Source organism: Lysobacter sp. CA196 (assembly GCF_052078695.1).
GTDB lineage: Bacteria > Pseudomonadota > Gammaproteobacteria > Xanthomonadales > Xanthomonadaceae > Lysobacter.
In genome coordinates this window covers 61,878-88,357 of record NZ_JBQJIN010000022.1, presented here as the reverse complement: position 1 = coordinate 88,357, position 26,480 = coordinate 61,878, and the positions used below count along the sequence as shown (strand labels likewise).

The window sequence follows — 26,480 nt, the reverse complement described above, 5'->3', positions numbered from 1 at the left end:
CGTATGCCGGCGGAGGTGTTTCTGGAGAAGCTTTACAGGCGGCCGGTGAACTTCTCTATTGAGGACGTGCTTGCGGTGGGGTGATGCACTTGGATGTTGACTCCGCCTTACCTTTCTTTTGTTGCTTATGACAAAAGAAAGTAACCCGCCGCTTAAGTGGCGGAAGCTTTTGGCGTTTGATCTAGATCTAGATCTTGCATGAGCGTCGCGCCGCAAGACCATTGCAGCGCGGTCGCGGCTTGCGCCGCTCCTACCCTGGCGAGAACACGCCGCTTAGACAAATGGCGACGGCCTCATTACCTCTACCCGTTCCACGGTCGCGGCTTGCGCCGCTCCTACCCTGGTACATCGGACACCGTAGATTCGCAGCGACCGCCGACAGAGACCAGCACAAGACGCCTCAACGCAAAACTTCGTCCGCCACCACCACCCCATCCTCATCCGCACACAACCAATCCCCCGGCCGGATCACCAGACCGCCGATCTCGATCACGACGTCGCGCGCGCCCTGCCCCAGTTTGTCGGTCTTGCGCGGACAGGTGCCCAACGCCTTGACGCCCAGCTCCATCGCGCCGATCGCGCCGCTATCGCGGATCGCGCCATAGACGACCACGCCGGCCCAACCGTTCTCGACCGCCTTCGCGGCCAACAGATCGCCGAGCATCGCACGGCGCATCGAGCCGCCGCCGTCGATCACCAACACGCGGCCATTGCCGGCTTCGGCCACCGCTTCGCGCACCAGCGTATTGTCTTCGTAGGCCTTGATCGTGCTGACCGTGCCATCGAACGCCAGGCGCCCGCCGTAGTCGCGCAACGGCAGGTCCAATACGCGCACCCGTGCTTCGTGCAGATCGCACAGGTCGCAGGTATTCATCCGCGCACCGCCGCGACCGCCGCCTTCATCTTGCCGATCACTTCGGCGTAGTCGGGCGCGTTGAACACCGCCGAACCGGCGACGAAGCTGTCGGCGCCGGCGGCGGCGATCTCGGCGATATTGTCGGGTTTGACGCCGCCGTCGATCTCGAGCCGGATCGCACGTCCGCTGTTGTCGATGCGCTCGCGCACGCGGCGCAGCTTGTCCAGCGCCGAGGGAATGAAGCTCTGGCCACCGAAGCCCGGATTGACCGACATCAGCAGCACCAGGTCCAGGTCTTCTAGAACCCAGTCCAGCACTTCGATCGGGGTCGCCGGATTCAGCACCAGGCCGGCCTGGCAACCGTGCGACTTGATCAGCTGGATCGTGCGGTGCACGTGGCCGCTGGCTTCGGGGTGGAAGCTGATGATGCTGGCGCCGGCCTTGGCGAAGTCGGGGACGATGCGGTCGACCGGTTCGACCATCAGGTGCACGTCGATCGGCGCGGTCACGCCGTGCTTGCGCAGCGCTTCGCAGATCATCGGGCCGATGGTCAGGTTCGGCACGTAATGGTTGTCCATGACGTCGAAATGGACCCAGTCGGCGCCGGCCTTGAGGACGTTGTCGACCTCCTCGCCGAGCTTGGCGAAGTTGGCCGAGAGGATCGAAGGGGCGATGACGGTGGATTGCAGGGACATGCGACGGGGCCGGTACGGACAGGCGGCCATTGTCGCCTCCCCCAGCCGGGGGGCCAAGCGCGGACGATCAGCGGCGCTGGCGCAGGGTCTTGATGCGGTCGTAAGCGCGGTTGATCTCGCGGGCGCGCTGCTCGGCCTGGCTGCGCAGTTCCGGGGCGGCCTGGGTGACCCGGTCCGGGTGGTACTGCGCCATCAGCCGGCGGTAGGCCTGGTCGACCTCGCTGTCGCTGGCGTCGGTGCTCAGGCCCAGCACCGCATAGGGGTTGTCGCCGCGCAGCTTGAACCAGTCGGTGTCGAAGGCGTGGCCGATCAGCAGGCCGATGATGGCGCCCAGGAAGGGGTTGCCGCGCAGCAGCGCCGCGCCGGCGAAGAAACCGAGCAATTTGCCGTACCAGCGCTTCATCCGCGCCCATCGTCCCGGGCCGTTCGCGGCCCGTCCAGACCCCTTCGGGCCGCCGGACCCCAGTCTACCTGCACGCGGACGCCAGCCGGCGTACACTGCCCGGCCCCGTCGCGCCTGCGCGCGCGAGCCGTCCCGGCTCCGGCGGCGCGAGGCGATGGGGGGAATCATCTATGCCGCCGCCATCAGGGGTCCCCACGTTGACGACCACACTGCTGCAATCCGAACTGCCCGGCCTGCCCTTGCGCCACCGGGGCAAGGTCCGCGATGTCTTCGACCTTCCGGCCGAGCGTCTGCCCACGGGCGCCGCCCCGGGCGGCGACTGTCTGTTGATGGTCGCCACCGACCGTCTCAGCGCCTTCGACGTGGTCCTGCCCGACCCGATCCCCGGCAAGGGCGAGATGCTCTGCCAGATCAGCAACTTCTGGTTCGGCAAGACCGCGCACATCATCCCCAACCACCTGACCGGGATCGACGTCGCCGCGGTGCTGCCGGCCGGTGTCGACGCCCAGCTTTACGCCAAGCGCACGGTCGTGACCAAGCGGCTCAAGCCGGTGCCGATCGAGTGCATCGCCCGCGGTTACTTGATCGGTAGCGGCTGGAAGGACTACCAGCGCACCGGCCGGGTCAGCGGCATCGCCCTGCCGAGTGGTCTGCGCCAGGCCGAGCAGCTGCCTGAGCCGATCTTCACGCCTTCGACCAAGGCCGCCGTGGGCGACCACGACGAGAACATCGATTTCGACACCGCCGTGCGCACGGTCGGCGCCGGGCTCGCCGAAGCGGTGCGCGATGCGACCCTGCGGCTGTATCGCTACGCCGCCGACTACGCCGCCGAGCGCGGCATCCTGCTCGCCGACACCAAGTTCGAGTTCGGCACCGATGCCGACGGCCGTCTGTACGTCATGGACGAGATGCTGACGCCGGACTCCTCGCGCTACTGGCCCGCCGACCAGTACCAGGTCGGCACCAGCCCGCCGAGCTACGACAAGCAGTTCGTCCGCGATTACCTGGAGACGCTGGGCTGGGACAAGACCCCGCCCGGGCCGAACCTGCCGGCCGAAGTGATCGAACGCACCCGGGCGAAGTACGCCGAGGCACTGCAGAAACTCGCCGGCATCTCGATCGACTGACTCCCCACCGGCCCGCACACGCGGGCCGGTTCGGTTTCAAGCGCGCCCCTGCGGGGCCTGCGCGGCCAGACACGTACGCAGGCGCGGCCAACCTGCATGCGCGCATCTCACGCGCCGCGCGATCCGCGCCACACTCAGGGCCCGACCACGGATTCAGCCCTGCCGCCATGCGCGTTACCCTGGCCCGATCGTCTCTCTCGCGAGCACCGCATGAACATCGGCTACCTGTACCTCAGCATCGCGATCGCCGCCGAAGTGGTGGCGACCAGCGCGCTCAAGGCCTCCGACGGCTTCACCCGGCTCGTGCCCTCGCTGATCGTCGGCATCGGCTACGCCACCGCGTTCTATTTCCTGTCGCTGGTGCTGCGCACGGTGCCGGTCGGCGTGGCCTATGCGATCTGGTCCGGCGTCGGCATCGTCCTGATCGCCGCGATCGGCTGGCTGTTCATGAAACAGACCCTGGACGCAGGCGCGCTTGCCGGCATCGGCCTGATCGTGGCGGGCGTGGCGGTGATCCAGCTATTCTCGAAGTCCGCGGCCCACTAACCGCACGCACCAATCCGCGGACCCCGCGTCCGCCCCGCCGCAACGGGAGTCGAGCATGAGCACCGTCGCCGAATCGTCGCAACGCCCCATCGACCGCTGGTTCGCCAGTTACTCCGGCGACCACCGCAACGCCACCAACCAGAGCATCCACGTGGTCGCGGTGCCGGCGATCCTGTGGAGCGTGATCGCCTTGCTGTGGTGCATCCCCGCCCCGGGCACGTTCTTCCGTCCGGGCGCCTGGGCCGCGCTGGCGATGTTCGCCGCGCTGCTGTTCTACTACCGCGCCTCGCGCAAGCTCGGCTTCGGCATGCTCGTGCAGTTCGTGGTGCTGTCGCTGATCGCGCACTGGATCGCGCAGAGCTTCGGCCTGACCGTGCTGCTCTACACCGCCATCGCCGTGTTCGTGGTGGCCTGGATCGCGCAGTTCATCGGCCACAAGATCGAAGGCAAGAAGCCGAGCTTTCTGACCGACCTGACCTATCTGCTGATCGGCCCGGCCTGGGTGCTGTCGAAGCTCTACCGCAAGTTCGGCTGGTCGTACTGAGCGAGCAGATCCGCTCTTTGCTCTGGGGTAGGAGCGACGCGAGACGTGAACGCGCTCCGCATCGCATCGTCGCTCGATCAGGCCCCTAGGGTAGGAGCGACGCAAGTCGCGACCGCGACGCCGCAACCTCGCCGCGTCGCCGGCTAGCCCCGGACAGGAATGGCACGCGCCGCATCGGGGCCATTCGCCTCGCCGGTCGCGGCTTCCATCCAGAAGCCGAACACCGACTTTCGACCGATGCCGGTCAGACCGGCGGGAAGTAAATTCGTCCCAGCAGATACACGCACAGCGCCGCCTGCGCCCACAGCACCACGCAGGTCGCCGCCGACACCGACAAGGCCCGCGACCAGCTCAAGCGCACTCCATCGGGACCGGGCAGGTGGATGCGCACGCTGAAAGCCAGCGCCAGGCAGGACAACCCAAACGCGACCGCCGCAAACGGCCAGCCGCTGCTGGCGGCCCGGCCATGCAGGACGATCATCGCCGTTACCGCCAACATCGCCCACAGCACCAGGGCGAACACCACCGACCACAGCGCCGCGCCATAGGCCGGCCGCGCCTTGACCAACTGCGCGACCCAGCCGCGCAACAGCCAGGCGCTCGGCATCAGCCAGAACACCAAGGCGGCGATCGCCAGCAAGCCCCAGACGAACGGGCCCGCAGTCTGCAACGCATACTTCACAATGCTTCTCCCGTCACGCCATTCGCGACCCGCTCGAGCGGCCGTCACGATAGCCCAATCGGCCTCCCCCATGCCCGTTCGCGACATCGTCCTGTTGCTGCTCGTCGTCCTGTCCTGGGCGCTCAACTTCCTGACCTCGGCCTATGCGCTGCGCGAGATCCCGCCGCTGTTGTTCACCGGGCTGCGCTTCGCCCTGCTCGCCCTGCCGCTGGCGTTCTTCGTCAAGCGCCCGGCGCCGGGCCAGTGGCCGCGCCTGATCGCGGTCTGCCTGTGCATCGGCGTCCTGCATTTCGGCTTGAGCTTCAGCGCGCTCAAGGCCGCCGGCGACCTGTCCTCGCCGGCGATCGTGTTGCAAAGCTATGTCCCGATGACCGCGGTGCTGGCCTGGTGGCTGCTCGGCGAGCGCTTCGCCTGGCGCACCGGCGTGGCGATCGGCTTGAGTTTCGCCGGCGTGCTGGTGCTCGGCTTCGATCCGCTGGTGCTCGACAAGCCGATGGCGGTGGTGCTGATGCTGGTCTCGGCCGCGTTCCTGGCCCTCGGCACGGTGCTGATGAAAGGCCTGCGCGGGCTCGACGTCTACAGCCAGCAGGGCTGGACCGCGTTGATCGCGGTAGCGCCGCTGATCGGCCTCAGCGTCGCGTTCGAACCCGGCGGTCTCGCCGCACTCGGCTCGGTGAGCTGGGTCGCATGGCTTGGCGTCGTCTATGCCGCGTTCGTCTCGTCGCTGCTCGGCCACGGCCTGTACTACGTGCTGGTACAGCGCCATCCGGTCGCCAAGGTCACCCCCTGGCTGCTGCTGGTGCCGGTGTTCGCGATCGCCCTCGGCGTCGCCTTCTGGGGCGACCGCCCCGGCCCGCGCCTGTGGATCGGCGGCGCCATGGTATTGGGCGGTGTGCTGATCATCGCTTTGCGATCGCTGGCGAAATCGCGCACGCCGGCATCGGCGACGGATGCTTGAGCAAGGGATAGGAGCGGCGTGAGCCGCTACCGCGTCGCATCAATCTCGCGGCAATACCGGCCGCAGCCCGTCACGGTAGGAGCGGCGCAAGCCGCGACCGCGGAACGCGCAGAGATAACAAGGCCGCCATCATTCGTCGAAGCGGCGCGCGTTCGCAAGGGGTAGGAGCGACGCGAGTCGCGACCGCGTTCTTTCGATCTTGCGGCGCATCGATCAAGCAAGATCAGGATCAAACGCCAAAAGCTTCCGCCACTAAAGCGGCGGGTTACTTTCTTTTGTCTAAAGCAACAAGAGAAAGCTAACCAAAGAAGTTGCTTTGCTTTGAATCACAGGCCCACACGAGCGATGCCGACGCGGGGATTTTTCATACGGGACATCCCTGTCCCGATGAAAAACGGCGCGCATCCCTGCGCGCCGCCCTCCGGGTCTTCCATTGCCTTCGCGAGTGTTCGGCGGCGCACAGCAGCAGCAACAGCAACGGCCGAGGCGACGGCATCGAAATTAGCAGCGCGAACTTGAAGCCACGCGGTCGCGGCTTGCGCCGCTCCTACCCAAGAGCATGTCGCGGCACCCAAAGTGCCGTTGCCGTTGCCGTTGCCGTGTTTTGATCGACTTTGCTGCTTTGCCGGTCAATTGAAGACCCGTAGGGCGGCCCGCATGGATGCGGGCCGTGCGCAAGCAGGCCATGGATGGCCTGACTGGAGCATCCCTGCGTCGGCTTTGATCGTGCGGGCTTGTGCCCTTGCAAGGAGAGCCCTTTTCTTTGGTTAGCTTTCTTTTGGGCCAGCAAAAGAAAGTAACCCGGCCGCGTCAGCGGACGGAAGCTTTGCTGTGGCTGTGGCTGTGGCCTCATCGCTCCGCGACAAGAAACGCCGCAACGGTAAGCAACGCGGTCGCGACTTGCGTCGCTCCTACCCTGCGACAGATCAAAGCTTCGATCAATGGCGGCGGCTATGCGACCTCTGCGCGTCCCGCGGTCGCGGCTCACGCCGCTCCTACAGGAGGAACGACGCGAGATCGACGCCGCGCGACTATTCCCGCGGCGGCTCGAACATCTCCGCACTCGGCCGGAACGCCCGCGGCGCATAGCCGAAGTCGCGCAGCGCCGGACCGGCGTCGAAGGTCATGTCGCCACGCATGCGGCGCACCGCGGCTTCGCCGAGGCCGGAAGCGCGGCCGGTGGCCTGCGCTGCGAGCAACGCGAGGTTGAACAAGGGCGACGGCAACTCGATCAGGCGCACCGGCGGGCGCAGGCAGGCCAGGGTGCGCGCGACCATGTCGCGGTAGCTCAGCACTTCGCCGCCGGGCACGGCATAGACCTGGCCGAAGGTCGCCGGCACGTCGAGCACGGCGAAGGCGGCATCGGCGAGGTCGTCGACGTGCACCGGCTGGCGCAGGCCGTTGGCGCCGCGCGGCAAGGGGAAGTAGCGCAGACGGCGCGCGAGTTGAGCGATCCGGGTCAGGGTGGCGTCGCGGCCGGCGCCGTAGATCAGGGTCGGGCGCAGTACGGTCACCGCATCCTTGCGCGGCACCGCCGCGGCGAACAAGGCGGCCTCGCCGTCGCGCAGTTCCTGAGCGACGCGGCGCTCGTCGGCATCGGCCGAGCCGCGCTTGGTCTCGGCGCTGGTCGAACCGAACGCGACCACGCGCGAGGCCTCGATGCCCGACTGCGCATACCACCGGGAAAACTTCAGCAATGGGCCACAACTGAAGATCGCATCCACGCGCGGCGGCAACGCCGGCATCGACGAGAGATCGCCTTGCAGCCAATGCAGTCCGGGGCGGTCGTGCTGTTCGTGGCGCGAGATCGCGGTGACTCGCCAGCCGGCGTGGTACAGACGTTGCAACAACGGCAGACCGATCTGGCCGCTGCCGCCCAATACCAAAGCGTGTTTCATGCCTTCAGCCCTGCCCACTCCGCGCCGGCAGCACCGCGCGCAACCAGAAATAACCCACCACCGCCGACAACAGCGAAGCGCCGAGGATGCCGAGCACGGCCTCCTCGTACAACAAGGGGTCTTGATACGCCAGCGAAGCGATGAACAGACTCATGGTAAAACCGATGCCGCACATCAAACCCAGGCCGATCATCGCCCGCAGGTCCATGCCGGCGGGGAAACGCGCCCAACCGAGCACGCGCATCAGCAGCGCCGCGCCGACGATGCCGACCGGCTTGCCGAGCACCAGGCCCAGCACGATGCCCATCGGCAGCGCCGCGGTCGCGTCTTCGAGCTTGACGCCGCTCAGCGACAGGCCGGCGTTGACGAAGGCGAACAGCGGCAGGATCGCGTAAGCCACCCACGGGTGCAGCGCGTGCTCCAGGGTTTCCAGCGGCGAATGCTCGTGCTCGTCGTCGATCGCGTTGCGCTTGTCGACGTGCGGGATCATCAGGCCGGTGGCGACGCCGGCCAGGGTCGCATGCACGCCGGACTTCAGTACGCACACCCACAGCACCACGCCCAGCGCGAGATAAGGCCCCAGCGAGGTCACGCCGCGGCGGTTGAGCACCCACATGCCGGCCAGCGCGACCGCCGCCCACATCAATGCGGTGAGCGACAGGCCGTGCGAATAGAAGAAGGCGATGATGAGGATGGCCATGAGATCGTCGACCACCGCGATCGTCGACAGCAGCAGCTTCATCGCCACCGGCACGCGCGAACCCAGCAGGGCCAATACACCGAGAGCGAAGGCGATGTCGGTCGCGGTCGGCACCGCCCAGCCGCGCATCGAGGCCGCATCGCCGCGGTTGAGCGCGGCGAACAGCAGCGCCGGCACGATCACGCCGGCGGCGGCGCAGACCATCGGCAGCACCAGTTGCGAGCGCTCGGCCAATTGCCCGCTGAGCGCCTCGCGCTTGATCTCCAGGGCCACGACCAAAAAGAAGATCGCCATCAGGCCGTCGTTGATCCACAGCAGCAGCGGCTTGGCGATGTCGAGCGCGCCGATGCGCACCTGCACCGGGATCTCGCGGAAAGCCTCATAGGCCGCCTGCAGCGGTGAGTTGGCCGCGATCAGGGCGAGCACTGCGGCGACGATCAGGACGATGCCGCCGGCGGCTTCGAGACGGAAGAACTCGCTGAGCGCGCGCAACGCGCGTCGCGGCAGTCGCGGCGTGGGGGTGAGTTCGCTCATCCGGCCATTATATGGGCCCCGGGCGTCCAGCCCGCGTCAACCGCGCTCAGCGCAGCAGCATCAGCACTTCGAAGCCGATCCAGCCGACCAGCCCCAGCAGCAGGATCGCGCCCTCGCGCTTGCTCACGCGCAGGTCGCCCCGCAGCATCGGGTACAGCATCAGCGCGAACACCGCCGCGGCCGGCAGCTCGAAACGCACGAACGAGGCCGGCAGCGGCACGCTGTGCCAGGCCGCCATGCCGCCGATCACGATCAGCAGATTGAACAGACTCGAGCCGACCACGTGGCCGACGACGATGTCGCCCTGCCCGCGCCGCGCCGCCGCGATCGCAGCCATGGCCTCGGGCAGCGCGGTGCCGATCGCCACCGGCAACAGACCGGTCAGCAGCGGCGAAAGACCCATCGCGGCACCGATGATGGCCGCATTCGGCGAACCGAAGCCGGCCGCCAGCGCCGGCGAGGCGCCGAGGCTCCACAAACCGTTGCCACCGATGATCAGGTACGCGCCCAAGTGCATCAGCACCAACGCGATCAGCACTCGCACCAGGTTCAGGCCGAGATGGGTCTGGGTCTGGGCGAAGGCGGCGATGGCGTCCTGCAGTTCCGGCGCTTCGCGGCGGGTGCGCGCGATCGCATAGGCGACCACCGCGACGAACGCCAGCAACATGACGAGGCCTTCGCCGCGGCTGAGCACGCCGTCCAGGCCCAGGCCGATCACCGCCAGGGTGCCGAGCAGCAGCACCAGCAGCAGCGGCGCCAGCGCGCGCCAACGCACCAGCAGCGGCGCGGCGAGCGCGGCCAGGCCGAGGGTCAGGCCGAAATTGACGACGTTGCTGCCGACCGCGTTGCCGAGCGCGAGCGCCTGTTGGCCGCGCACCACCGCCTGCAGGTTGACGGCGAGTTCCGGCAACGAGGTGCCGAACGCGACCAACACCAGGCCGGCCGCGAACGGCGAGGCGCCGAAGCGCTGGGCCAGGCCCGAGGCGCCCTTGACGATCGAATCGCCGCCCAGGGCCAGCAATACCAGGCCGAGTACGAATAAGCCGACGGCTTCGAACATGACGATCATCCCCTTGCGGTCAATGGCCGATTCTATGCTCAGCCCGGGCCAGGTTGCGCTTTTGCCGCGTCGCGGCGGCCGCTTCGCTGGTTTCGATTATCAGGAACAGCCTTCGACATAGTCGACCTGCGGCGGCACGCCGATGCGCCACGCGGTCACCTTACCGGCGGCATCGATCTCGAACACCAGGGCGCCGGCGCCGCCGGCGGTGTCGCCGATGCGCAGGTTCTTGCCGCCTTCGACGTATTTGTGCGGTTGCTCCTCGACCCGGCCGGCGTAGAGTTTGCGGATCTCGTCCGCGCTCATGCCGCGCTTGCCGCCGCCGGGCGCGGTCTCCTTGTCGTTGCCTACGTCGACGCGGGCGAACTTGCCGTTCTCGATCATGAAACCGAACTCGGCCGCGTTTTGCGCCCAGATCGGCCGCAGGTAATAGCAACCGCCATCGGCCGCGGCGTCGCCCTTGAGCTCGCCGCCCCAGGCCTTCCTGGCTTCGTCGGCGCTCATGCCGAAACGCAGGTCGCCGTAGCCGTCGAAGCGCGCCAGGGTGTCGCTCGCAGGCGGGGTGACCACCGGTGCGGTCGCGGGCGGCACGTCTTCGGCGGGTTGATCGTTGGCCGGCGGGGTCGGGCTGGTCGCGGCATCGCTGGGGCCGGCGGCCTCGCGCTGGCAGGCGCTCAAGGCCAGCGCCAACAGCAGGGCCGGCAATACGACGGGGAGTGGCAAACGCTTCATCGGCAGGACTCCGGCGCGCGGGGCGCGGTTCGGGTGGCCGCTGCAGCCTAGCCGTTTTGCGTGAATGCGGTGCGAAACGCCCTCGCACGGCGGCCGTCGCGCGAACGCCCGCGCGCGGCCGGGCCGCGCGCGGGTCGAACGATGAGGCCCGCGATCAGTCGCGCTTGTTCGGGTCGAAATGCTTGCGCAAGCCGGCCCAGCAGGCCTGGTAGTCGCGCTGGCGATGCGCGGCGTCGAAGGCCTGCGCGGCCGGGCGGATCACCGCGCGCGTCTCGAACATGAAAGCCATGGTGTCGACGATCACGTGCGGCTGCGAGAGGTCGGCGGCCGAGGCCTTCTCGAAGGTCTGCGCATCCGGGCCGTGGCCGGTCATGCAGTTGTGCAGCGACGAGCCGCCCGGCGCGAAGCCGTCGGCCTTGGCGTCGTAGGCGCCATGGATCAGGCCCATGAACTCGCTGGCGATGTTGCGGTGGAACCACGGCGGCCGGAAGGTGTGCTGTGCCACCAGCCAACGCGGCGGGAAGATCACGAAGTCGATGTTGGCCGTGCCGGGGGTGTCGCTCGGCGAGGTCAACACGGTGAAGATCGACGGGTCGGGATGATCGAAGCTGATCGAGCCGATGGTGTTGAAGTGGCGCAGATCGTATTTGTACGGCGCGTAATTGCCGTGCCAGGCGACCACGTCGAGCGGCGAATGGCCGATGTCGGCCCGCCACAGATGGCCCTGGAACTTGGCGACCAGCTCGAACTCGCCTTCGAGGTCCTCGTAGGACGCGTGCGGGGTCAGGAAGTCGCGCGGGTTGGCCAGGCCGTTGGCGCCGATCGGGCCGAGGTCGGGCAGGCGCAGCAGAGCGCCGAAGTTCTCGCAAACGTAGCCGCGCGAGGGGCCGTCGACCAGTTCGACGCGGAAGCGCACGCCGCGCGGGATCACCGCGACTTCGAGCGGCTCGACTTCGAGCGCGCCGAGTTCGGTGGCGATCGACAAACGGCCCAGCTGCGGCACGATCAACAACTCGCCGTCGGCGTTGTAGAAATAGCGCCCCTCCATCGAACGGTTGGCGGCGTACAGGTGGATGCCGCAACCGTGCTGACCGGCCGACGAACCGTTGCCGGCCATGGTGTACAGGCCGTCGACGAAATCGGTCGCCGCTTCCGGCAGCGGCAGAGGGTCCCAGCGCAGTTGGTCGGGCGAGACCGGGCCGTTGCCGAAGTCGTTATGGAAACGCGGCTGGCCGTACGGCACGAAGGTGCCGTGCATCGCCGCCGGGCGAATCCGGTACAGCCAGCTGCGCCGGTTTTCCTTGCGCGGCGCGGTGAAGGCGGTGCCGCTGAGCTGCTCGGCGTACAGCCCGAACGCCGCGCGCTGCGGCGAGTTCTGCCCTTGCGGCAGGGCGCCGGCAACGGCCTCGCTGGCGAATTCGTTGCCGAAGCCGCTCATGTAGCCGCGCGGACGCTGGCGTTGGGCCTCGGTGCTGGGCATCGGAATCACATTGTCGATGTCGTTGGCTGCGGTGCTCATACGGGCTCACTGTGCGGTGGGGCGCTACCAGTTGGTCAGGGCGCGGATCGGATCGGTGCGGCGGCGGAACGGTGTCGGCAGGGCAGTACGGCCGGGCCTGCGCGGCCTCACATGATGGGGCGCAATCCCAGCGAACGCTGGGTCGAGCGTTCGATCCTCAACGCCAGCGCGGTCGCGATCTCCACGACCCGCGCACTGTCGTCGCGCCAGACCAGCAGCGCGTGCAGGTTGTCGCTGAAAGTGTCTTCGAGCAGCAGCAGTTCGTAACCGCCGCCGTCGGCGCCGCGCTCGGCCAGCAGCGGGTCCAGCCAGGCGAAATACTCGTCCGGCAGGAACCACCGCCCATCGGCGTGACGCGGGAAATCCGCCAGGGGCTCGGCGAAGAAGTCGCTGATCTGCTCGTGCACCTCGTCGATCTTGTCGCCGACGGCGATGTGCTCGGCGAGCTTGAACACCAGCGCGTTCTGGATCAGCTCTTCCGGCGAGGGGTCCTCGATCCAGTCCAGATCGGGATCCTCCGCCGCGCCGTCGACCGCGGCCACCAGCGATTGCAGTTCCTCGGGCTCGAGTTCCCGGCAGGTCAACAGATCGACGAGTTCCCTGAGCATGCGCATTCCCTGGCTTGGCCGGCCGGCTGTTTCGGTCGGCCGTTATAGTACGCCGCGCTTCATCTGGTCGCGTTCGATGCTCTCGAACAGGGCCTGGAAGTTGCCCTCGCCGAAACCTTCGTTGCCCTTGCGCTGGATGATCTCGAAGAAGATCGGGCCGATCGCGTTGGTGGTAAAGATCTGCAGCAGTTTGCGCTGGTGGGTTTCGCGGTCGGCGTCGATCAGGATCTTGTTCTTGGCCAGGCGAGCGACGTCCTCGCCGTGATTGGGCACGCGCTGGTCGATCACGTCGAAATAGGTGTCCGGGGTGTCGAGGAACTCGACGCCCTGCGCGCGCATCGCTTCGATGGTCTCGTAGATGTTGTCGGTGAAACAGGCGATGTGCTGGATGCCCTCGCCCTTGTAGGCGTCCAGGTACTCGTTGATCTGGCTCTTCGGGTCGCTGGACTCGTTGAGCGGGATGCGCACGATGCCGTCCGGCGCGGTCATCGCCTTCGACACCAGGCCGGTCTTGGCGCCCTTGATGTCGAAGTAGCGGATCTCGCGGAAGTTGAACAGGCGCTCGTAGTAGTCCGACCACTTCTGCATGTTGCCGAAGTAGAGGTTGTGGGTCAGGTGGTCGATGAAGGTCAGGCCGAACCCGGTCGGGTGCTGGTCGGCGCCCGGGATCGGCTCGTAGTCTTCATAGGCCGTGCCGTGGTCGCCGTAACGGTCGACCAGGTACAGCATGCAGTCGCCGATGCCCTTGACCACCGGCGCATCGATCGCGCGGGTGTCGGCGCGCTCGCTCACCGCTTCGCCGCCGTTGCCGAGCACGGCCTGGTAGACCTCGTCGGCCGGCTTCTTGAAGCGGATCGCGAAACCCGCGGCGCAGGGGCCATGCGCCTGCGCAAAAGCCGCGGCGAAGCTGTCGGGCGATTCGTTGACCAGGAAGTTCACCCCGCCCTGGCGGTAGACGGTGATCGGGCGCGATTTGTGGCGCAGCACGGCGCTGAAGCCGAGCTTGCGGAAATAATCGTGGAGCAGGTCGCTCTGGCCCTTCGGGGCGGCGAACTCGACGAACTCGAACCCGTCGATGCCGAGCGGATTCTCAAACGTGGTGACCTGCATGCCGAGGTTGGGCTGCGCATTCATGGCATTGTTCTCAGGTGGCGGCCGGGTCCGCTGCGGACGGCCTTGTCGAAAGGGTCGTTATAGTTTCACATGAAACCATAAGCAAGGCACAGTGCAACATGAATCGACTTCAATCCGACCCCGATGCCGCCCCCGAGTCCCCCGCTGCCGGCGCCCCGACCGCGCCGATCGGCAAGCCCGGCGGGCCGCGCCATGCCGAACTGGACCTGGAACACTTCCTGCCCTACCGCCTCTCGGTCCTGTCCAACCGGGTCAGCAGCGCGATCGCCCGGGTCTATTCCGAGCGCTTCGCCCTCAGCGTGACCGAGTGGCGGGTCATGGCGGTGCTGGGCCGCTACCCCGGCCTGTCGGCCAACGAGGTCGCCCAGCGCACCGCGATGGACAAGGTCGCGGTCAGCCGCGCGGTCGCCCGCCTGATCGAAGCCGACCGCCTGGAGCGCGACACCCACGACGACGACCGTCGCCGCTCGGTGCTGCAGTTGTCGCCGGACGGCTACAAGATCTACGACGAGGTCGCGCCGATGGCGCTGGCCTTCGAGCAGCGTCTGCTGATCGGCATCGAGGCGCCCGAGCGCGAGGCCCTGTTCCGGTTGTTGGATCGTCTCGACGAGTTGGAGATGCAAGCCGAGGCGGAGATGGCGGCGACGACGCGCTAGGTGGGTGGGTTCGCGCAGGACGCGGATGCCGTTGCCGTTGCCGTTGCCGTTGCCGTTGCCGTTGCCGTTGCCGTTGCCGAGATTTTGACCTGCTTTGCTGCTTTGCTGCTTTGCCGGTCAAAAGCTGACCCGTAGGGCGGCCCGCAGGGATGCGGGCCGTGCGCAAGCAGGCCATGGATGGCCTGTCTGGAGCATCCCTGCGTCGGCATCGATCGCGCGGGCTTGTGCCCTTGCAAGGAGAGCCCTTTTCTTTGGTTACCTTTCTTTTGGGCTTAGCAAAAGAAAGTAACCCGGCCGCGTTAGCGGGCGGAAGCTTTGCACTTGATTGATCGAAACGCCGGAGGCCGACAGGGCGTGGTCGCGGCTTGCGCCGCTCCTACCCTAGAAGCGGCGACCACGACGCCTCAATCCCGTGCCGCTCCCGGCTGGAGCCAGGGTAGGAGCGGCGCAAGCCGCGACCGCGCTGCGTCGGTCTCGCAGCGCCTCGCTCAAGCAAGATCTAGATCCAGATCAAACGCCAAGAGCTTCCGCCACTAAAGCGGCGGGTTACTTTCTTTTGTCTAAAGCAACAAAAGAAAGCTAACCAAAGAAGTTGCTTTGTTTTGAGTCACAGGCCCGCACGAGCGATGCAGACGCAGGGATCTATCTACATACGGGACATCCCTGTCCCGATGAAAAACGGCCCGCATCCCTGCGGGCCGCCCTTCGGGTCTTCTATTGCCTTCGCCAGTGCGATTCGGCGCACAGCAAAGGCAACAACAACCGCAACGGCAAAGGCAAAGGCAAAGGCAAAGGCAACAACAACGGCAACAACAACGGCAACGGCAACGGCAACGGCTAGCGTCGCAGCCCAACATCGCCGCCACCGGGCCACAAAAAAAGACGACGGCCGTGGCCGTCGTCTTTCGTTCACCGCATGACCGCGCGCAAAGCGCGGCGCCGGGTCACTTCACCCCGTGCATCAACTTCTGCACCAGCGGCGCGATCAGGAACAACAGCAGGCCCGCGCCGACCAGGACGATGAAACCGAAGCCGTAGCCGGTCAGCGCCGTCGAGGTGTCCATGCCCTTCTCGCCGCTGACCACGCCGGCGAAGATGCCCGACAGGTTGTTGCCGATGCCGGTCGACAGGAACCAGCCGCCCATGCCGAAGCCGACCAGGCGCACCGGGGCCAGCTTGGTCACCATCGACAGGCCGATCGGCGACAGGCACAGCTCGCCGATCGACTGGATCACGTAGACCATGAACAAGGACCAGAACGGCACCTTGCCCGGCGCGGCCGCGAACGGCGAATCCGGCGACACCGAGGGCGCCCACTTCAGCCACGAGGGCAGGCTATCGATGCCGAGCGCCGGGATCACCAGCGGGGTCAGCACCACCACCAGCAGCAGGAAGGCCAGGCCGTTGAAGATCAGGCCCAGGCCGAACTTGCGCGGGATCGAGGGATTGGCGTTGCGCATCGCCACCCAGATCCAGGCGATCAGCGGCGCCAGGGTGATGATGGCCAGCGAGTTGACCGACTGGAACCACGCGTTCGGGAACAGGAAACCGCCGTCGAACTGGCGGTCGACGATCTTGTCGGCAAGGAAGGTGAAGGAGCTGCCGGCCTGCTCGAAGAACATCCAGAACAGGATGTTGAAGGTGAAGATGATCAGCATCGCGATGACTTTGTCGCGCTGCACCGAGCCTTCGCGGAAGCCTTCGAACAGCAGCAGTCCGCACAACGCCACGAACATCGCCAGCAGCACCCACTGCAAAGTGGTCGCGCCGACCGCGAGCAGGAAGTACACCACCGGGATCGAGGCCAGGGCGCCGAGGAACACGTACAGCACCTTCTGCCTGCCGGCGCTGTCTTCCGGCGGGCGGCCGATGCCTTCGAGCTGGCGGCGGCCGAACCAGAACCACACCAGGCTGATCAGCATGCCGATGCCGGAGGCCATGAACACGAACTTGTAGGCCGGCATGGTCGCGGTGCCGAACACCTGTTCGGCCAGCCAGCCGGTCAGGATCGGCGAGATGAAGGCGCCGGCGTTGATGCCCATGTAGAAGATGGTGAAGCCCGAATCGCGGCGGCCGTCGGTCACCCCGTAGAGCTTGCCGACCATGGTCGAGATGTTCGGCTTGAACAGGCCGTTGCCGACCACGATGGTGGCGAGACCCAGTTTGAAGATCTGTTCGTTCGGGATCGCGATCAGGAACAGGCCCGAGGCCATGATGATCGCGCCCAACAGGATCGAGCGCTGGTAACCCAATACTCGGTCGGCGATATAGCCGCCGAAAATCGCCGCGGCGTAGACCAACGCCAGGTAGGCGCCGTAGACGCGGTTGGCCGGCGCTTCGCCGACCGCATCGCCGCTGTAGAACTGCGCCACGATGTAGAGCACCAGCGCCCAGCGGATGCCGTAGAACGCGAAGCGCTCCCAGAACTCGGTCATGAACAGCATCCACAAGGGCTTGGGGTGCCCCAGCATCTGCTTGAACTCGGGTATGGGCGCTTGGCCCTGGGTCGGTATCGCGGCTCCGCTCATGCGGTGTCCCCTGTCGTGTCGAAACTGAATGAAAATCCCACGCCTACGGCACGGGTCGGGGAGATTTACCGGCATGGACCGGTCCCGTCAAACCTTTATTGGCCGGATTGCCGGTTGCTGCGGCGCAACAATCACGCTTGCGAAGCGCTGAACGGGGGAGAATTTTGCGCGATCCGGCGGTTGGAGGTGCCGGTTTGCTGCGGTCTGGGTCGCTGTCGGGCCGGGGCTGGGCCCGGTCTGGGCCGATGTTGGCGACGCAATAATTGTGGGTTCGCAGTCGCGGCTTGCGCCGTTCCTACCCGGAAACTGCAAGACCGGGATGGGACCGAACTACCCGCCGTCCACGCAACCTCCGACGGTCGCTTGGTCATTCCAGTGACCTCGCCGTCGACGCATCCAAAGAGGCCGCCACGGCTTGCGTCGCCCCTACCCCTGTAACAGCGCCACTCGATACGCAGTGGTATCGAAGCGCCGCCTCAGGTGCCGGCGCCGTAGCCTTCGGACGGGCCGATGGTGGTGCGCACCTCGAACAGTTCCGGGAAGAAGGTCAGTTCCAGCGCCTGCTTGAGGAAGCCCACGCCGCTGGAGCCGCCGGTGCCGCGCTTGAACCCGATGATGCGCATGACCGTGCGCATGTGGCGGAAGCGCCACAACTGGAACTGGGTTTCCAGATCGACCAGGTCCTCGCACAGGGCGTACTCGCGCCAGTAAAGGTCGGTGTTTTCGTAGATGCGTTCGAACACCGGCTGCAGCGCGGGGTCGCTGACGTGCGGCTGGCGCCAGTCGCGGCCCAGGTGGATCGCCGGGATCGGATGGCCGAAACGCGACAGATACATCAGGAATTCGTCGTACAGGCTCGGCGCCGACAGCGCCTTCTCCAGCGAGACCTGCCCCTGCGGGTCGTGGGCGAACACCCGCAGCATGGCTTCGTTCTTGTTGCCGAGCATGAACTCGATGGTGCGGTACTGCAGCGACTGGAAGCCCGACGACGGCCCCAGGGTTTCGCGGAAGCCCATGTATTCCGACGGCGTCAGCGTTTCCAGCACCGACCACTGCTCGGTGAGCTGGCGCAGCACCTGCTTGCAGCGCGCGAGGACCTTCTGGCATTGCCAGACCTGGTCGTGGCGCAAATGGTCGAGCGCGGCGCTCAGCTCATGGATGATCAGCTTCATCCACAGCTCCGAGACCTGGTGCTGGATGATGAAGAGCATCTCGTCGTGATGGGCCGGGTCCGACAGCGCGCGCTGCGCCGACAGCAGCCGATCAAGTTGCAGATAGCCGCCGTAGCTGATGCGTCCGGACAGGTCGGTATGGATACCGGCTTCCAGTTCGCGCTGGTTCTTCTCGACGGACATCGGCGGCACTCACGGCAGGGGCGCAAAGCGTAACGCATCGCCTGCGCCGGGGTCGGCTTTCGTAACCGGGGCAACCAGTTACGGTTGCCAGTCGCGATGTGTGCGACGCCCAAAACGGATAATGACCGGGCCTGCCAAGCACCTCCCGCAGGCGCATCCATCAGGGGAATCCATGCAGAAACTCGCAAGCCGCGCCCTCGCGGCGGGTATCGCTTTGGCCGTGTCCGGCTCCGGCCAGGCGCAAGTCGTCGTCAGCCAGATCTACGCCGGCGGCGGCCTCACCGACGCCCGCTACCGAACCGACTTCATCGAACTGCACAACAACAGCAGCAACGCCGTCAGCCTCAACGGCTGGAGCGTGCAATACGCCTCCAGCGGCAGCGCCTGGCTGCGCACTCCGCTCGGCGGCAGCATCGCCGCCGGCGGTTACTACTTGATCCGCCAGAGCAGCGGCAACAACGGCCTCAACCTGCCCGTCGCCAACGCCAGCGGCACCGTCGCCATGAGCACCCAACGCGGCAAGATCGCCTTGGTCGCCCACAACACTACCCTGACCGCCGCCTGCCCGACCGGATTGCCCGACTTCGTCGGCTACGGCCCGGCCGACTGCGCCGAGGGCGGCCGCCAGGCCTCGCCTCTCGCCGCCGCCACCGCGCTGCTGCGCAAAGACAGCGGCTGCAGCGACACCCAGGTCAATGCCACCGACTTCGCCGTCGCCACCGCGGCGCCGCGCAATTCGACTTCGCCCAAGCTGCTGTGCACACCCCCGGTGCCGCCGGTGTTGTCGGTCGAAACCCGCGCAGCCCGCGAAGGCGACAGCGGTTATACCGATCTGGTGTTCACCCTGCGCCTCGATCGTCCGGCCGGCCCCGACGGGGTGGAATGGAGTGTCTTCAGCAACAGCGGCGGCAGCGCCACGCCGGATGTCGACTACCTCTACATCAACAAGTCCGGACGCATCGCGCCGGGCCAGAGCGAGGCGAGCTTCGTGCTGCAGATCAAGGGCGATACCTTGATCGAAGGCGACGAAACCGTGAGCCTGCAGGTCAAGGTCCATGCCGGCGCGGTCACCGCCAACGGCGATTACCTCAACCTCCAGGCGACCATCGTCGACGACGACCCGCAACAACCGCCGCCGCGTCTGTCCCTGCATAGCAACGCGCTCAAGGAAGGCGATGCCGACATCGCGCCGTTCCCGATCGAACTGCGCCTGGACCGTCCCGCCGGCAGCGACGGCGTGCGGGTGCGGCTGAGTTCGGCCGAGGGCGGCTCGGCGACGATCCACGAGGACTATCTGCCGTTCGAGTACGAAGCGGTGATCGGTCCCGGCCAGGACCGCGCCCACGTCAGCTTCGGCGTACGCGGCGACACGCGTTACGAAGGCGACGAGACGGTCAGGATCGAGGGGCAGATCCTGTCCGGCGCGATCGCCGACAACGGCAGCGCCAGTCTCGAAGGCCTGGTCACGATCGTCGACGACGATCTGCGGGTGGTGCCGATCCCGGCCGTACAGGGCCGCGATGCGGTCTCGCCGCTGCGCGGCGAATTCGTCTCGGTCGAAGGCATCGTCACCGCGCTGAGCGACGACGGCTTCTATCTGCAGAGCGAGGAGTTCGAAAACGACGGCGATCCGCAGACCTCGCAGGGCCTGTTCGTGCAGACCGGCAGTCGCCCCGATCCGCAGTGGCGCGGTTTGCGCGTGCGTGCATCCGGCACGGTGGCGGAGTTGTCCGACAGCGGCACTCACCCGCAGCGCGGCAGCATGACCGCGATCGCGGGCTCGCCGGCGATCGTCCTGCTGACGAGTTCGCCGCGACCGCTGCCGCCGGCACCGTTGCTGCCCTGGCAGCCGCTCTACGGCGCGGTCGACTACGAAGCCTTCGAAGGCATGCGGGTGGGCCTGCCGGAGGTGCGCGTGGTCGGTCCGACCGGGGGCCGCTTCGATGCGGTGCAAGAACGCACCCGCAGCGACGGCCGCTTCCATGTCGCGCTCGGTCCCCCCGATCAGCCGGCGCCGATGCGCGAGCCGGGCACGCGCTACCGGCCGATCTTCCGCGGCCAGCCGCTGGATTGGCTGCCGCGTTGGGACGGCAATCCGGAAGTGGTCGGCGTCGACAGCGATGCCGACGGCCATGCGCCGATCGATGTCGCGATCGACACCCGCATCGACGGGGTGATCGGCCCGCTCGATCAGCGCAGCGGACGCTACACCGTAGCCCTGCAGCGCGATGCGCAGTTGCTCGTGCGCCAGTCGTCGCCCACTCCGCCGGCGCCACCGCGGATCGAGCCGGGCGATCCGCAACAGCGCCAGATCGCGGTGGTCAGTTACGACCTCGGGGATCTCTTTGATGAGTACAGCCCGCCCAACTCCGCTCAACCGACCACGCCGTTGCCGGCGTTGCAACGCCGCCTCGGCAAACTCTCGCGCAGCCTGCGCGAGAACCTGCTGATGCCGGACCTCGTCGCGATCACCGGCATCGAGAACGAAGCCCTGCTGCAGCGCCTGGCCGAGCGCATCAACCGCGACGCCAACCTGTCGGGCAACCGCAACCCGCAGTACCGCGCCATCGCCCTGCCCAATGTCGATCCGCTCAAGCCGCATATCGGTCTGCTCGCGCGCAGCGAACAGGTCGGCAGTTGGGGTTCGCGGGTGGTCGTCGAAGGCGTCGTCCAGATCGGCCGCGACGTGCCGCTGCCGAACAGCGGCGGCCATCCCTCGGAGCCGTTGTTCGATCAAGCGCCGCTGAGCATCGACGCCACCACCCAGTCCATCGACGGCCACCGTTTCCGCCAGCGTTTGCTGCTGGTGCAGCTGGCGCCAATGGCCGACAGCGACGCCGGCAACGAGGCCGACACGCCGGAGGCCGAACGCCAGCGCGACCGCCGCCATCTGCAAGCCGAGTTCATCGCCGGCTGGGTGCGGCAACAGCAGAACGATCCCGACGCGCCGCCGCTGTTGATGCTGGGCCGCTTCGATGCGCACGCGTTCAACGACGGCCTGGTCGACCCGGTCGGCACCTTGACCGGCCGTCCGAGCGAAGGCGTGAGCACGATGGTGCTGGGCGACGGCGTCGACCGTTTCGATCCGGACCTGCTCAACCTCACCGCGACCGAACCCGGATCGGAGCGCTATTCCTCGATCGACGAAGGCAGCCGCCAGGAACTGCAGCACGCCTTCGCCGACGAGCGCCTGATCGGCGCCACCGACCGGATCGAGGTCCAGCGCCTGCGCAGCAATGCCGGTTATCCGGCGGTGCTGCGCGACGTGGAGGACGCGCCGATGCGCGCCGGCGACGTCGACCCGCTGCACCTGCGGCTGGTGCCGCGCACCCAGGCCGATCTGTCGGTCTGGGCCGGGCCCATGAACGGCGGCGAGACGCTGGAAGCCGGCCGGCCGCTGGAGCTGTCGGTGTCGGTCGACAACGCCGGTCCGGACTGGGCGCGTCAGGTCGGCCTCGGCCTGGCCTTGTCCGGGGCGTGGCCGAGCCTGGAGGTCAGCGCGGTCGCGCCGGGTTGGCGCTGCGGAGCGCCGGTGGTCGAGGGCGACCACACCAGCCTCGCCTGCACCGGCGAGCTGGTCGACAGCAGCGGCCATGTCTCGCAATGGTTCCATCTGCGCGCCGCCAGCGACGCCTCGATGGCCGGGCGCACGGTCGAGCTCGCCGCTTCGGTGACGTCCTCGTCGGCCGATCCGGACCCGGCCGACAACGCCGCCCGGACCACCCTGCGGATCCTCGCCCCCGGCGGCGCACCGCAGCCCTGAGTCCCACCCCGCCCCCGGCGCAAGCCGGGGGCTTCGGCGCCGCCGGGGCCATCCCGGGCGGCGGCGGGGCCCGCCGAGTGCGACCGGGTTCGCGATTTTCCGGGCCGTCATGCGCTTGCAACGCCAAAAAGTGAGCATTGATGCACAATCCCCTCTGTCTGCTTCCGGGGGGATCCAGGCGTCCACATGGGGAAAAACATGGATAAGTTAGGGGGCCGCCTGTTGGCGGCGGTATTGGCCTTTGCGGCGGCCGGCTCGGCCCAGGCGCAAGTGGTCATCAGTCAGGTCTACGGCGGCGGCGGCAATTCCGGCGCCACGCTGAAAAGCGATTTCATCGAGTTGCACAACAACGGCAGCACCGCCGTCGATCTCAGCGGCTGGAGCGTGCAGTACGCATCCAGCGCCGGCACCACCTGGCAGCGCACCGCACTCAGCGGCAGCCTCGCGCCAGGCGCCTACTACCTGGTCAAGCAGGCCGACGGCAGCAGCGGATCGGTCGATCTGCCGACGCCCGACACGGTCGGCACCATCCCGATGGCCGCCGGCGCCGGCAAGGTCGCGCTGGTCAACAACACCACCACGCTGAGCGGCAGTTGCCCGCTCGGCAACGTCGATTTCGTCGGCTACGGCACCGCCGCCAATTGCGCCGAGGGCAGCCAGCCGACCGCGACGATCAGCGCAGTGCTCGCCGCCGTACGCGCAGGCAAGGGCTGCACCGACAGCAACGTCAACGGTGCCGACTTCGACACCGCCGCACCGGCGCCGCGCAACCGCGCCAGCGTCGCGTTCTCGTGCGCCGGCGCCAATCTGCCGGTGGTCGGCATCGCCGACGTCAGCCAGATGGAATCGGCGCCCGGCTTCGCCTTCACCGTGAGCCTGTCGGAAGCGGCCGGCCCGAACGGCGTCAGCGTGGCCTACGCCACCGCCGACGGCACCGCGCTCGCCGGCAGCGATTACGAGGCCCTCACCGGCACGCTGACGATTCCGCAGGGCGCAAGCTCGGCGACGATCGTCGTCAACGTGATCAACGACAGCGACAACGAGAACGACGAGACCTTCTTCGTCCGCCTCAGCGCTCCGGTCGGCGCCAACCTCGGCGATGCCGAAGCGCTCGCGACCATCGTCACCGACGAAGTCGAGCTGACCCCGATCCACGCGATCCAGGGCAATGGCGCGCAATCGCCGCTGCTCGGCCAGCGCGTGTACGCCACCGGCATCGTCACCGGCCGCAAGAGCAACGGCTTCTTCCTGCAGACGCCGGACAACCAGATCGACGCCGATCCGGCCACGTCCGAAGGCGTGTTCGTGTTCGTCGGCAGCGCGCCGCCGGCCGTCGCCGCCGTCGGCAACACCGTGCGCGTCAACGCCAGCGTGATCGAGTTCGTGCCCGGCGCCGACCCCGGCCAGGCGCCGCTCACCGAACTCGGCAACGCCCCGCAGGTGGTGCTGATCTCGGTGCCGCCGGTGATCGGTCCGAACACCTTGCCCGCCGCGATCGCACTGAGCCCGACCTTCCCGGATCCGTCCGGCGGTCTCGACCAGCTCGAGCGCCTGGAAGGCATGCGCGTGACGATCCCGAACGCCACCGTGGTCTCGCCGACCCAGGGCTCGAAGAACGAAACCAATGCCACCGGCAGCGGCAACGGCATCTTCAACGTCGTAGTCACCGGCGTGGCGCGTCCGTTCCGCGAACCGGGCATCCAGGCGCCCGACAACGCGCCGGGCGGCGGCAGCATTCCGCCGATCCCGCGTTGGGACTTCAACCCGGAACTGATCACCGTCGACAGCGACGCGATCGGCGGCACCGCGTTCAATCTGTCCAGCGGCACCGTGCTGACCGAGCTGACCGGTCCGCTCGACTACGGCTTCCGCCGCTACACGATCCTGCGCGATCCCAACGCACTCACCACGATCACCCAGGAACGCCATCCGACCGCGGCCCGGTTGCCGGAGATGACCGAGTTCACGGTCGCCTCCTACAACGTCGAGCGCTTCTTCGATGCCGCCAACGACCCGGCGATCGGCGAACCGGTGCTGACGCCGGACGCTTATGCGCGCCGTCTCAACAAGATCTCGCTCGGCATCGCTTACCTGCAGCGTCCGGACATCCTCGGCCTGGTCGAAGTGGAGAACATCAGCGCCGCTCAGGACATCGCCGCGCGCGTCAACGCCGATGCGGTGGCCGCCGGCCTGGACGATCCGAAGTACGTCGCTTACCTGCAGGAAGGCAACGACATCGGCGGCATCGACGTCGGTTATCTGATCAAGACCGCCGACATCGCAACCGGCACCGCCCGCGTCGAAGTGCTGTCGGTCGCCCAGGCCGGCAAGACCGCGACCTGGACCCAGCCGGACGGCAACAGCGCCCTGCTCAACGATCGTCCGCCGCTGGTGCTCGAAGCGGTGGTGCATAACGGCGACGGACGCAGCTTCCCGATCACCGTGATCCTGGTCCACCAGCGCTCGCTGATCGACAGCGAACTCGACACCGACGCCGGTCATCGCGTGCGCATGAAGCGCCAGGCCCAGGCCGAGTTCCTCGCGAACTTCATCCAGCAGCGCCAGTTGGCCAACCCGGCCGAACGCATCGTCACCCTCGGCGACTTCAACGCGTTCGAGTTCAACGACGGCCTGACCGACGTGATCAACACCGTCGCCGGCACGCCGACGCCGGACGATCAGACCGCGGTACCCGGCGACGGCGCCGACCTGGTCGAGCCGAACCTGAGCAACCTCGGCGAGCTGGCCACGCCGGACCAGCGTTACTCGTACACCTTCGGAGGCAATGCGCAGACCATCGACCAGGTCCTGGCCAACCAGGCCCTGATCGCCGCAGCGACCGGCCTCAAGCTGGATCACGCGCGCATCAACGCCGACTTCCCGGAGATCAACCGCAGCCTCGGCGATTCGCCGTCGCGCCTGTCCGACCACGACCCGGTCATCACCTACATCGATTTCCGCCGCCGCGCGGATCTCGCGGTGACCGCTTCGACCTCGACCGCCTCGGTGCGCGTCGGCCAGCCGGTGAACTTCAGCGTCGCGCTGAACAACGCCGGTCCGGAACAGGCCGACTACCCGGGTATCGGCTTCGCCATCAACGCCGAACTGCCGGCCTTGAGCGTGGTCGCCCCGGCCGGTTGGAGCTGCGATGCTCCGGCCGTCGTCGACGGTTCGACCAGCGTCGCCTGTAACCGCAACAGCCTGGCCAACGGCGAAACGGCGACGTTCGCGCTGTCGGCCATCGCCAGCGAAGCGATGATCGGCAAGACCACCACCCTGGCGGTCGCGGCGCAGTCGCAGTCGCTGGACCCGGTGCCGGGCAACGACGGCGCCAGCGTCAGCATCGAAACCACCGCACGCGCCGACCTGGCGATCGACGTCGACGGCCCGCGCGCCCTGCGTGGCGGCCAGAGCGGCCAGTTCGCCGTCACCGTGCGCAACCGCGGCGGCGACGTCGCGGTGCTGCCGAGCCTGAACCTGTACGGCGATGCGCCGGCGGGCAATGTCTCGATCGCCGCACCGAGCGGATGGACCTGCACCGTCGCCGCGCACGGCAACGGCTTCGAAGCGACCTGCGACGGCACCCGTTTGGCTGCGCGTAGCGAACAGCGTTTCGACTTCGTCATCGTCGCACCGCGTCCGCGCCTGTGGGATCGCAGCCTGACCCTGCTCGGCTTCGCCGCATCGGCCGTGGAAGATCCGAATCCGTTCAACGACTTCGCCCTGCACCACGTCCAGCTCGCCGGACCGTGGTGGTGGTAAGTCCGCGGGCGGCGCCACGCCGCCCGGCGCGATTCGATCGGTAATAGAAAAGCGCGGCTTCGGCCGCGCTTTTTTTGCCCGGGGTTCTTACGCGCGATGCGTCCGGCTCGCTTGGCTCGGGGTCGATTGGAAACACCCAGGCAAGCACCACAGGCGCAAGCTTCGACGGCTTTGCCGGAATGGGCGTCTGCGCGAACCGCCTGCGCAAGCGCGCGCAGCACATTCCGTACTGCGCCGTTTCGTGCGCTGGCCGGCGCACAAAGTCGTGAACGCCATCGCAGCGTTCGTCTCGCCGCGATCGATGTTTCGTTTCCGCAACCCACCGCATCGCGCGCGAGCGGCGCATCGCCGCCCAAGCCGCCGCGAGCACGGGCGCGCGCGCAAGTACGCATCCGGCAACGGAAAAGCGCCGCCGGCCGC

20 protein-coding genes are annotated in these 26,480 nt (G+C 67.5%); 7 read left to right on the top strand and 13 right to left on the bottom strand.

What is annotated here, in order from left to right; all coding sequences use genetic code 11:
* Positions 1-400: 400 nt before the first annotated feature.
* From rraA to ACTOWK_RS17665, 3 genes are all read right to left on the bottom strand, one after another.
* Positions 401-874 (bottom strand): ribonuclease E activity regulator RraA, encoded by a 474-nt coding sequence (gene rraA / locus ACTOWK_RS17675; protein ID WP_441331413.1) that lies wholly within the window; start codon positions 872-874, stop codon positions 401-403.
* Positions 871-1,551, bottom strand: a complete 681-nt coding sequence (gene rpe / locus ACTOWK_RS17670; RefSeq protein WP_441331412.1) for a ribulose-phosphate 3-epimerase — start codon at positions 1,549-1,551, stop codon at positions 871-873. Before rpe ends, rraA begins: the two co-directional genes overlap by 4 nt.
* 67 nt (positions 1,552-1,618) lie before the next feature.
* Positions 1,619-1,954: a J domain-containing protein gene (locus ACTOWK_RS17665; protein WP_031374183.1), complete on the bottom strand. Its 336-nt coding sequence runs from the start codon at positions 1,952-1,954 to the stop codon at positions 1,619-1,621.
* A gap of 197 nt (positions 1,955-2,151) precedes the next feature.
* Between ACTOWK_RS17665 and ACTOWK_RS17660 the strand changes: the two genes are divergently transcribed.
* The 3 genes from ACTOWK_RS17660 (at position 2,152) to ACTOWK_RS17650 (ending at position 4,171) form a co-directional block, all read left to right on the top strand.
* Entirely contained in the window at positions 2,152-3,081 is a 930-nt protein-coding gene (locus ACTOWK_RS17660) for a phosphoribosylaminoimidazolesuccinocarboxamide synthase (RefSeq protein ID WP_441331411.1), read from the top strand.
* Between the two features lie 210 nt (positions 3,082-3,291).
* Positions 3,292-3,627: a DMT family transporter gene (locus tag ACTOWK_RS17655; RefSeq protein ID WP_441331410.1), complete on the top strand. Its 336-nt coding sequence runs from the start codon at positions 3,292-3,294 to the stop codon at positions 3,625-3,627.
* Positions 3,628-3,682: 55 nt separating this feature from the next.
* On the top strand, positions 3,683-4,171 hold the full coding sequence (locus tag ACTOWK_RS17650; RefSeq protein WP_441331409.1) for an Mpo1 family 2-hydroxy fatty acid dioxygenase: 489 nt from the start codon (positions 3,683-3,685) through the stop codon (positions 4,169-4,171).
* A gap of 244 nt (positions 4,172-4,415) precedes the next feature.
* Here ACTOWK_RS17650 and ACTOWK_RS17645 read toward each other — a convergent pair whose 3' ends face one another.
* Positions 4,416-4,853: a hypothetical protein gene (locus ACTOWK_RS17645; protein WP_441331408.1), complete on the bottom strand. Its 438-nt coding sequence runs from the start codon at positions 4,851-4,853 to the stop codon at positions 4,416-4,418.
* Between the two features lie 70 nt (positions 4,854-4,923).
* Between ACTOWK_RS17645 and ACTOWK_RS17640 the strand changes: the two genes are divergently transcribed.
* Complete coding sequence (locus ACTOWK_RS17640) at positions 4,924-5,811, top strand: DMT family transporter (RefSeq protein ID WP_441331407.1); 888 nt, start codon at positions 4,924-4,926, stop codon at positions 5,809-5,811.
* A 1,031-nt stretch (positions 5,812-6,842) separates the two neighbouring features.
* Here the strand turns inward: ACTOWK_RS17640 and ACTOWK_RS17635 are convergent.
* The 7 genes from ACTOWK_RS17635 to hppD form a co-directional block, all read right to left on the bottom strand.
* A complete protein-coding gene (locus tag ACTOWK_RS17635) occupies positions 6,843-7,709 on the bottom strand; it encodes an SDR family oxidoreductase (protein WP_441331406.1) in 867 nt (288 codons plus the stop codon).
* A 4-nt stretch (positions 7,710-7,713) separates the two neighbouring features.
* Positions 7,714-8,943, bottom strand: coding sequence for a Na+/H+ antiporter NhaA (gene nhaA / locus ACTOWK_RS17630; RefSeq protein ID WP_441331405.1), 1,230 nt, complete (start codon positions 8,941-8,943; stop codon positions 7,714-7,716).
* 46 nt (positions 8,944-8,989) lie between these two features.
* Positions 8,990-10,003, bottom strand: a complete 1,014-nt coding sequence (locus ACTOWK_RS17625) for a sodium:calcium antiporter (protein ID WP_441331404.1) — start codon at positions 10,001-10,003, stop codon at positions 8,990-8,992.
* A gap of 99 nt (positions 10,004-10,102) precedes the next feature.
* Positions 10,103-10,735: a lectin gene (locus ACTOWK_RS17620; protein ID WP_441331403.1), complete on the bottom strand. Its 633-nt coding sequence runs from the start codon at positions 10,733-10,735 to the stop codon at positions 10,103-10,105.
* Positions 10,736-10,889: 154 nt separating this feature from the next.
* Positions 10,890-12,215: a homogentisate 1,2-dioxygenase gene (gene hmgA, locus ACTOWK_RS17615; protein WP_441331414.1), complete on the bottom strand. Its 1,326-nt coding sequence runs from the start codon at positions 12,213-12,215 to the stop codon at positions 10,890-10,892.
* A gap of 146 nt (positions 12,216-12,361) precedes the next feature.
* Positions 12,362-12,862 (bottom strand): hypothetical protein, encoded by a 501-nt coding sequence (locus tag ACTOWK_RS17610; RefSeq protein WP_441331402.1) that lies wholly within the window; start codon positions 12,860-12,862, stop codon positions 12,362-12,364.
* Positions 12,863-12,904: 42 nt separating this feature from the next.
* Positions 12,905-13,996, bottom strand: coding sequence for a 4-hydroxyphenylpyruvate dioxygenase (gene hppD / locus ACTOWK_RS17605; protein WP_441331401.1), 1,092 nt, complete (start codon positions 13,994-13,996; stop codon positions 12,905-12,907).
* Positions 13,997-14,094: 98 nt separating this feature from the next.
* Here hppD and ACTOWK_RS17600 point away from each other — a divergent pair, with 98 nt between their 5' ends.
* The gene (locus ACTOWK_RS17600) at positions 14,095-14,652 is read left to right on the top strand and encodes a MarR family winged helix-turn-helix transcriptional regulator (RefSeq protein ID WP_441331400.1); all 558 of its coding nucleotides are present in this window, start codon (positions 14,095-14,097) and stop codon (positions 14,650-14,652) included.
* 944 nt (positions 14,653-15,596) lie between these two features.
* Here the strand turns inward: ACTOWK_RS17600 and ACTOWK_RS17595 are convergent.
* Together ACTOWK_RS17595 and ACTOWK_RS17590 are read right to left on the bottom strand one after the other, a co-directional pair.
* Complete coding sequence (locus ACTOWK_RS17595; RefSeq protein WP_441331399.1) at positions 15,597-17,180, bottom strand: peptide MFS transporter; 1,584 nt, start codon at positions 17,178-17,180, stop codon at positions 15,597-15,599.
* Between the two features lie 476 nt (positions 17,181-17,656).
* Entirely contained in the window at positions 17,657-18,535 is an 879-nt protein-coding gene (locus ACTOWK_RS17590) for a tryptophan 2,3-dioxygenase (RefSeq protein WP_441331398.1), read from the bottom strand.
* A 172-nt stretch (positions 18,536-18,707) separates the two neighbouring features.
* On the opposite strand from ACTOWK_RS17590, the gene ACTOWK_RS17585 reads away from it, so the two are divergent.
* Both ACTOWK_RS17585 and ACTOWK_RS17580 read left to right on the top strand, forming a co-directional pair.
* The gene (locus tag ACTOWK_RS17585) at positions 18,708-22,298 is read left to right on the top strand and encodes a lamin tail domain-containing protein (protein ID WP_441331397.1); all 3,591 of its coding nucleotides are present in this window, start codon (positions 18,708-18,710) and stop codon (positions 22,296-22,298) included.
* A gap of 198 nt (positions 22,299-22,496) precedes the next feature.
* The gene (locus ACTOWK_RS17580; protein WP_441331396.1) at positions 22,497-26,060 is read left to right on the top strand and encodes a lamin tail domain-containing protein; all 3,564 of its coding nucleotides are present in this window, start codon (positions 22,497-22,499) and stop codon (positions 26,058-26,060) included.
* Positions 26,061-26,480 lie beyond the last annotated feature (420 nt).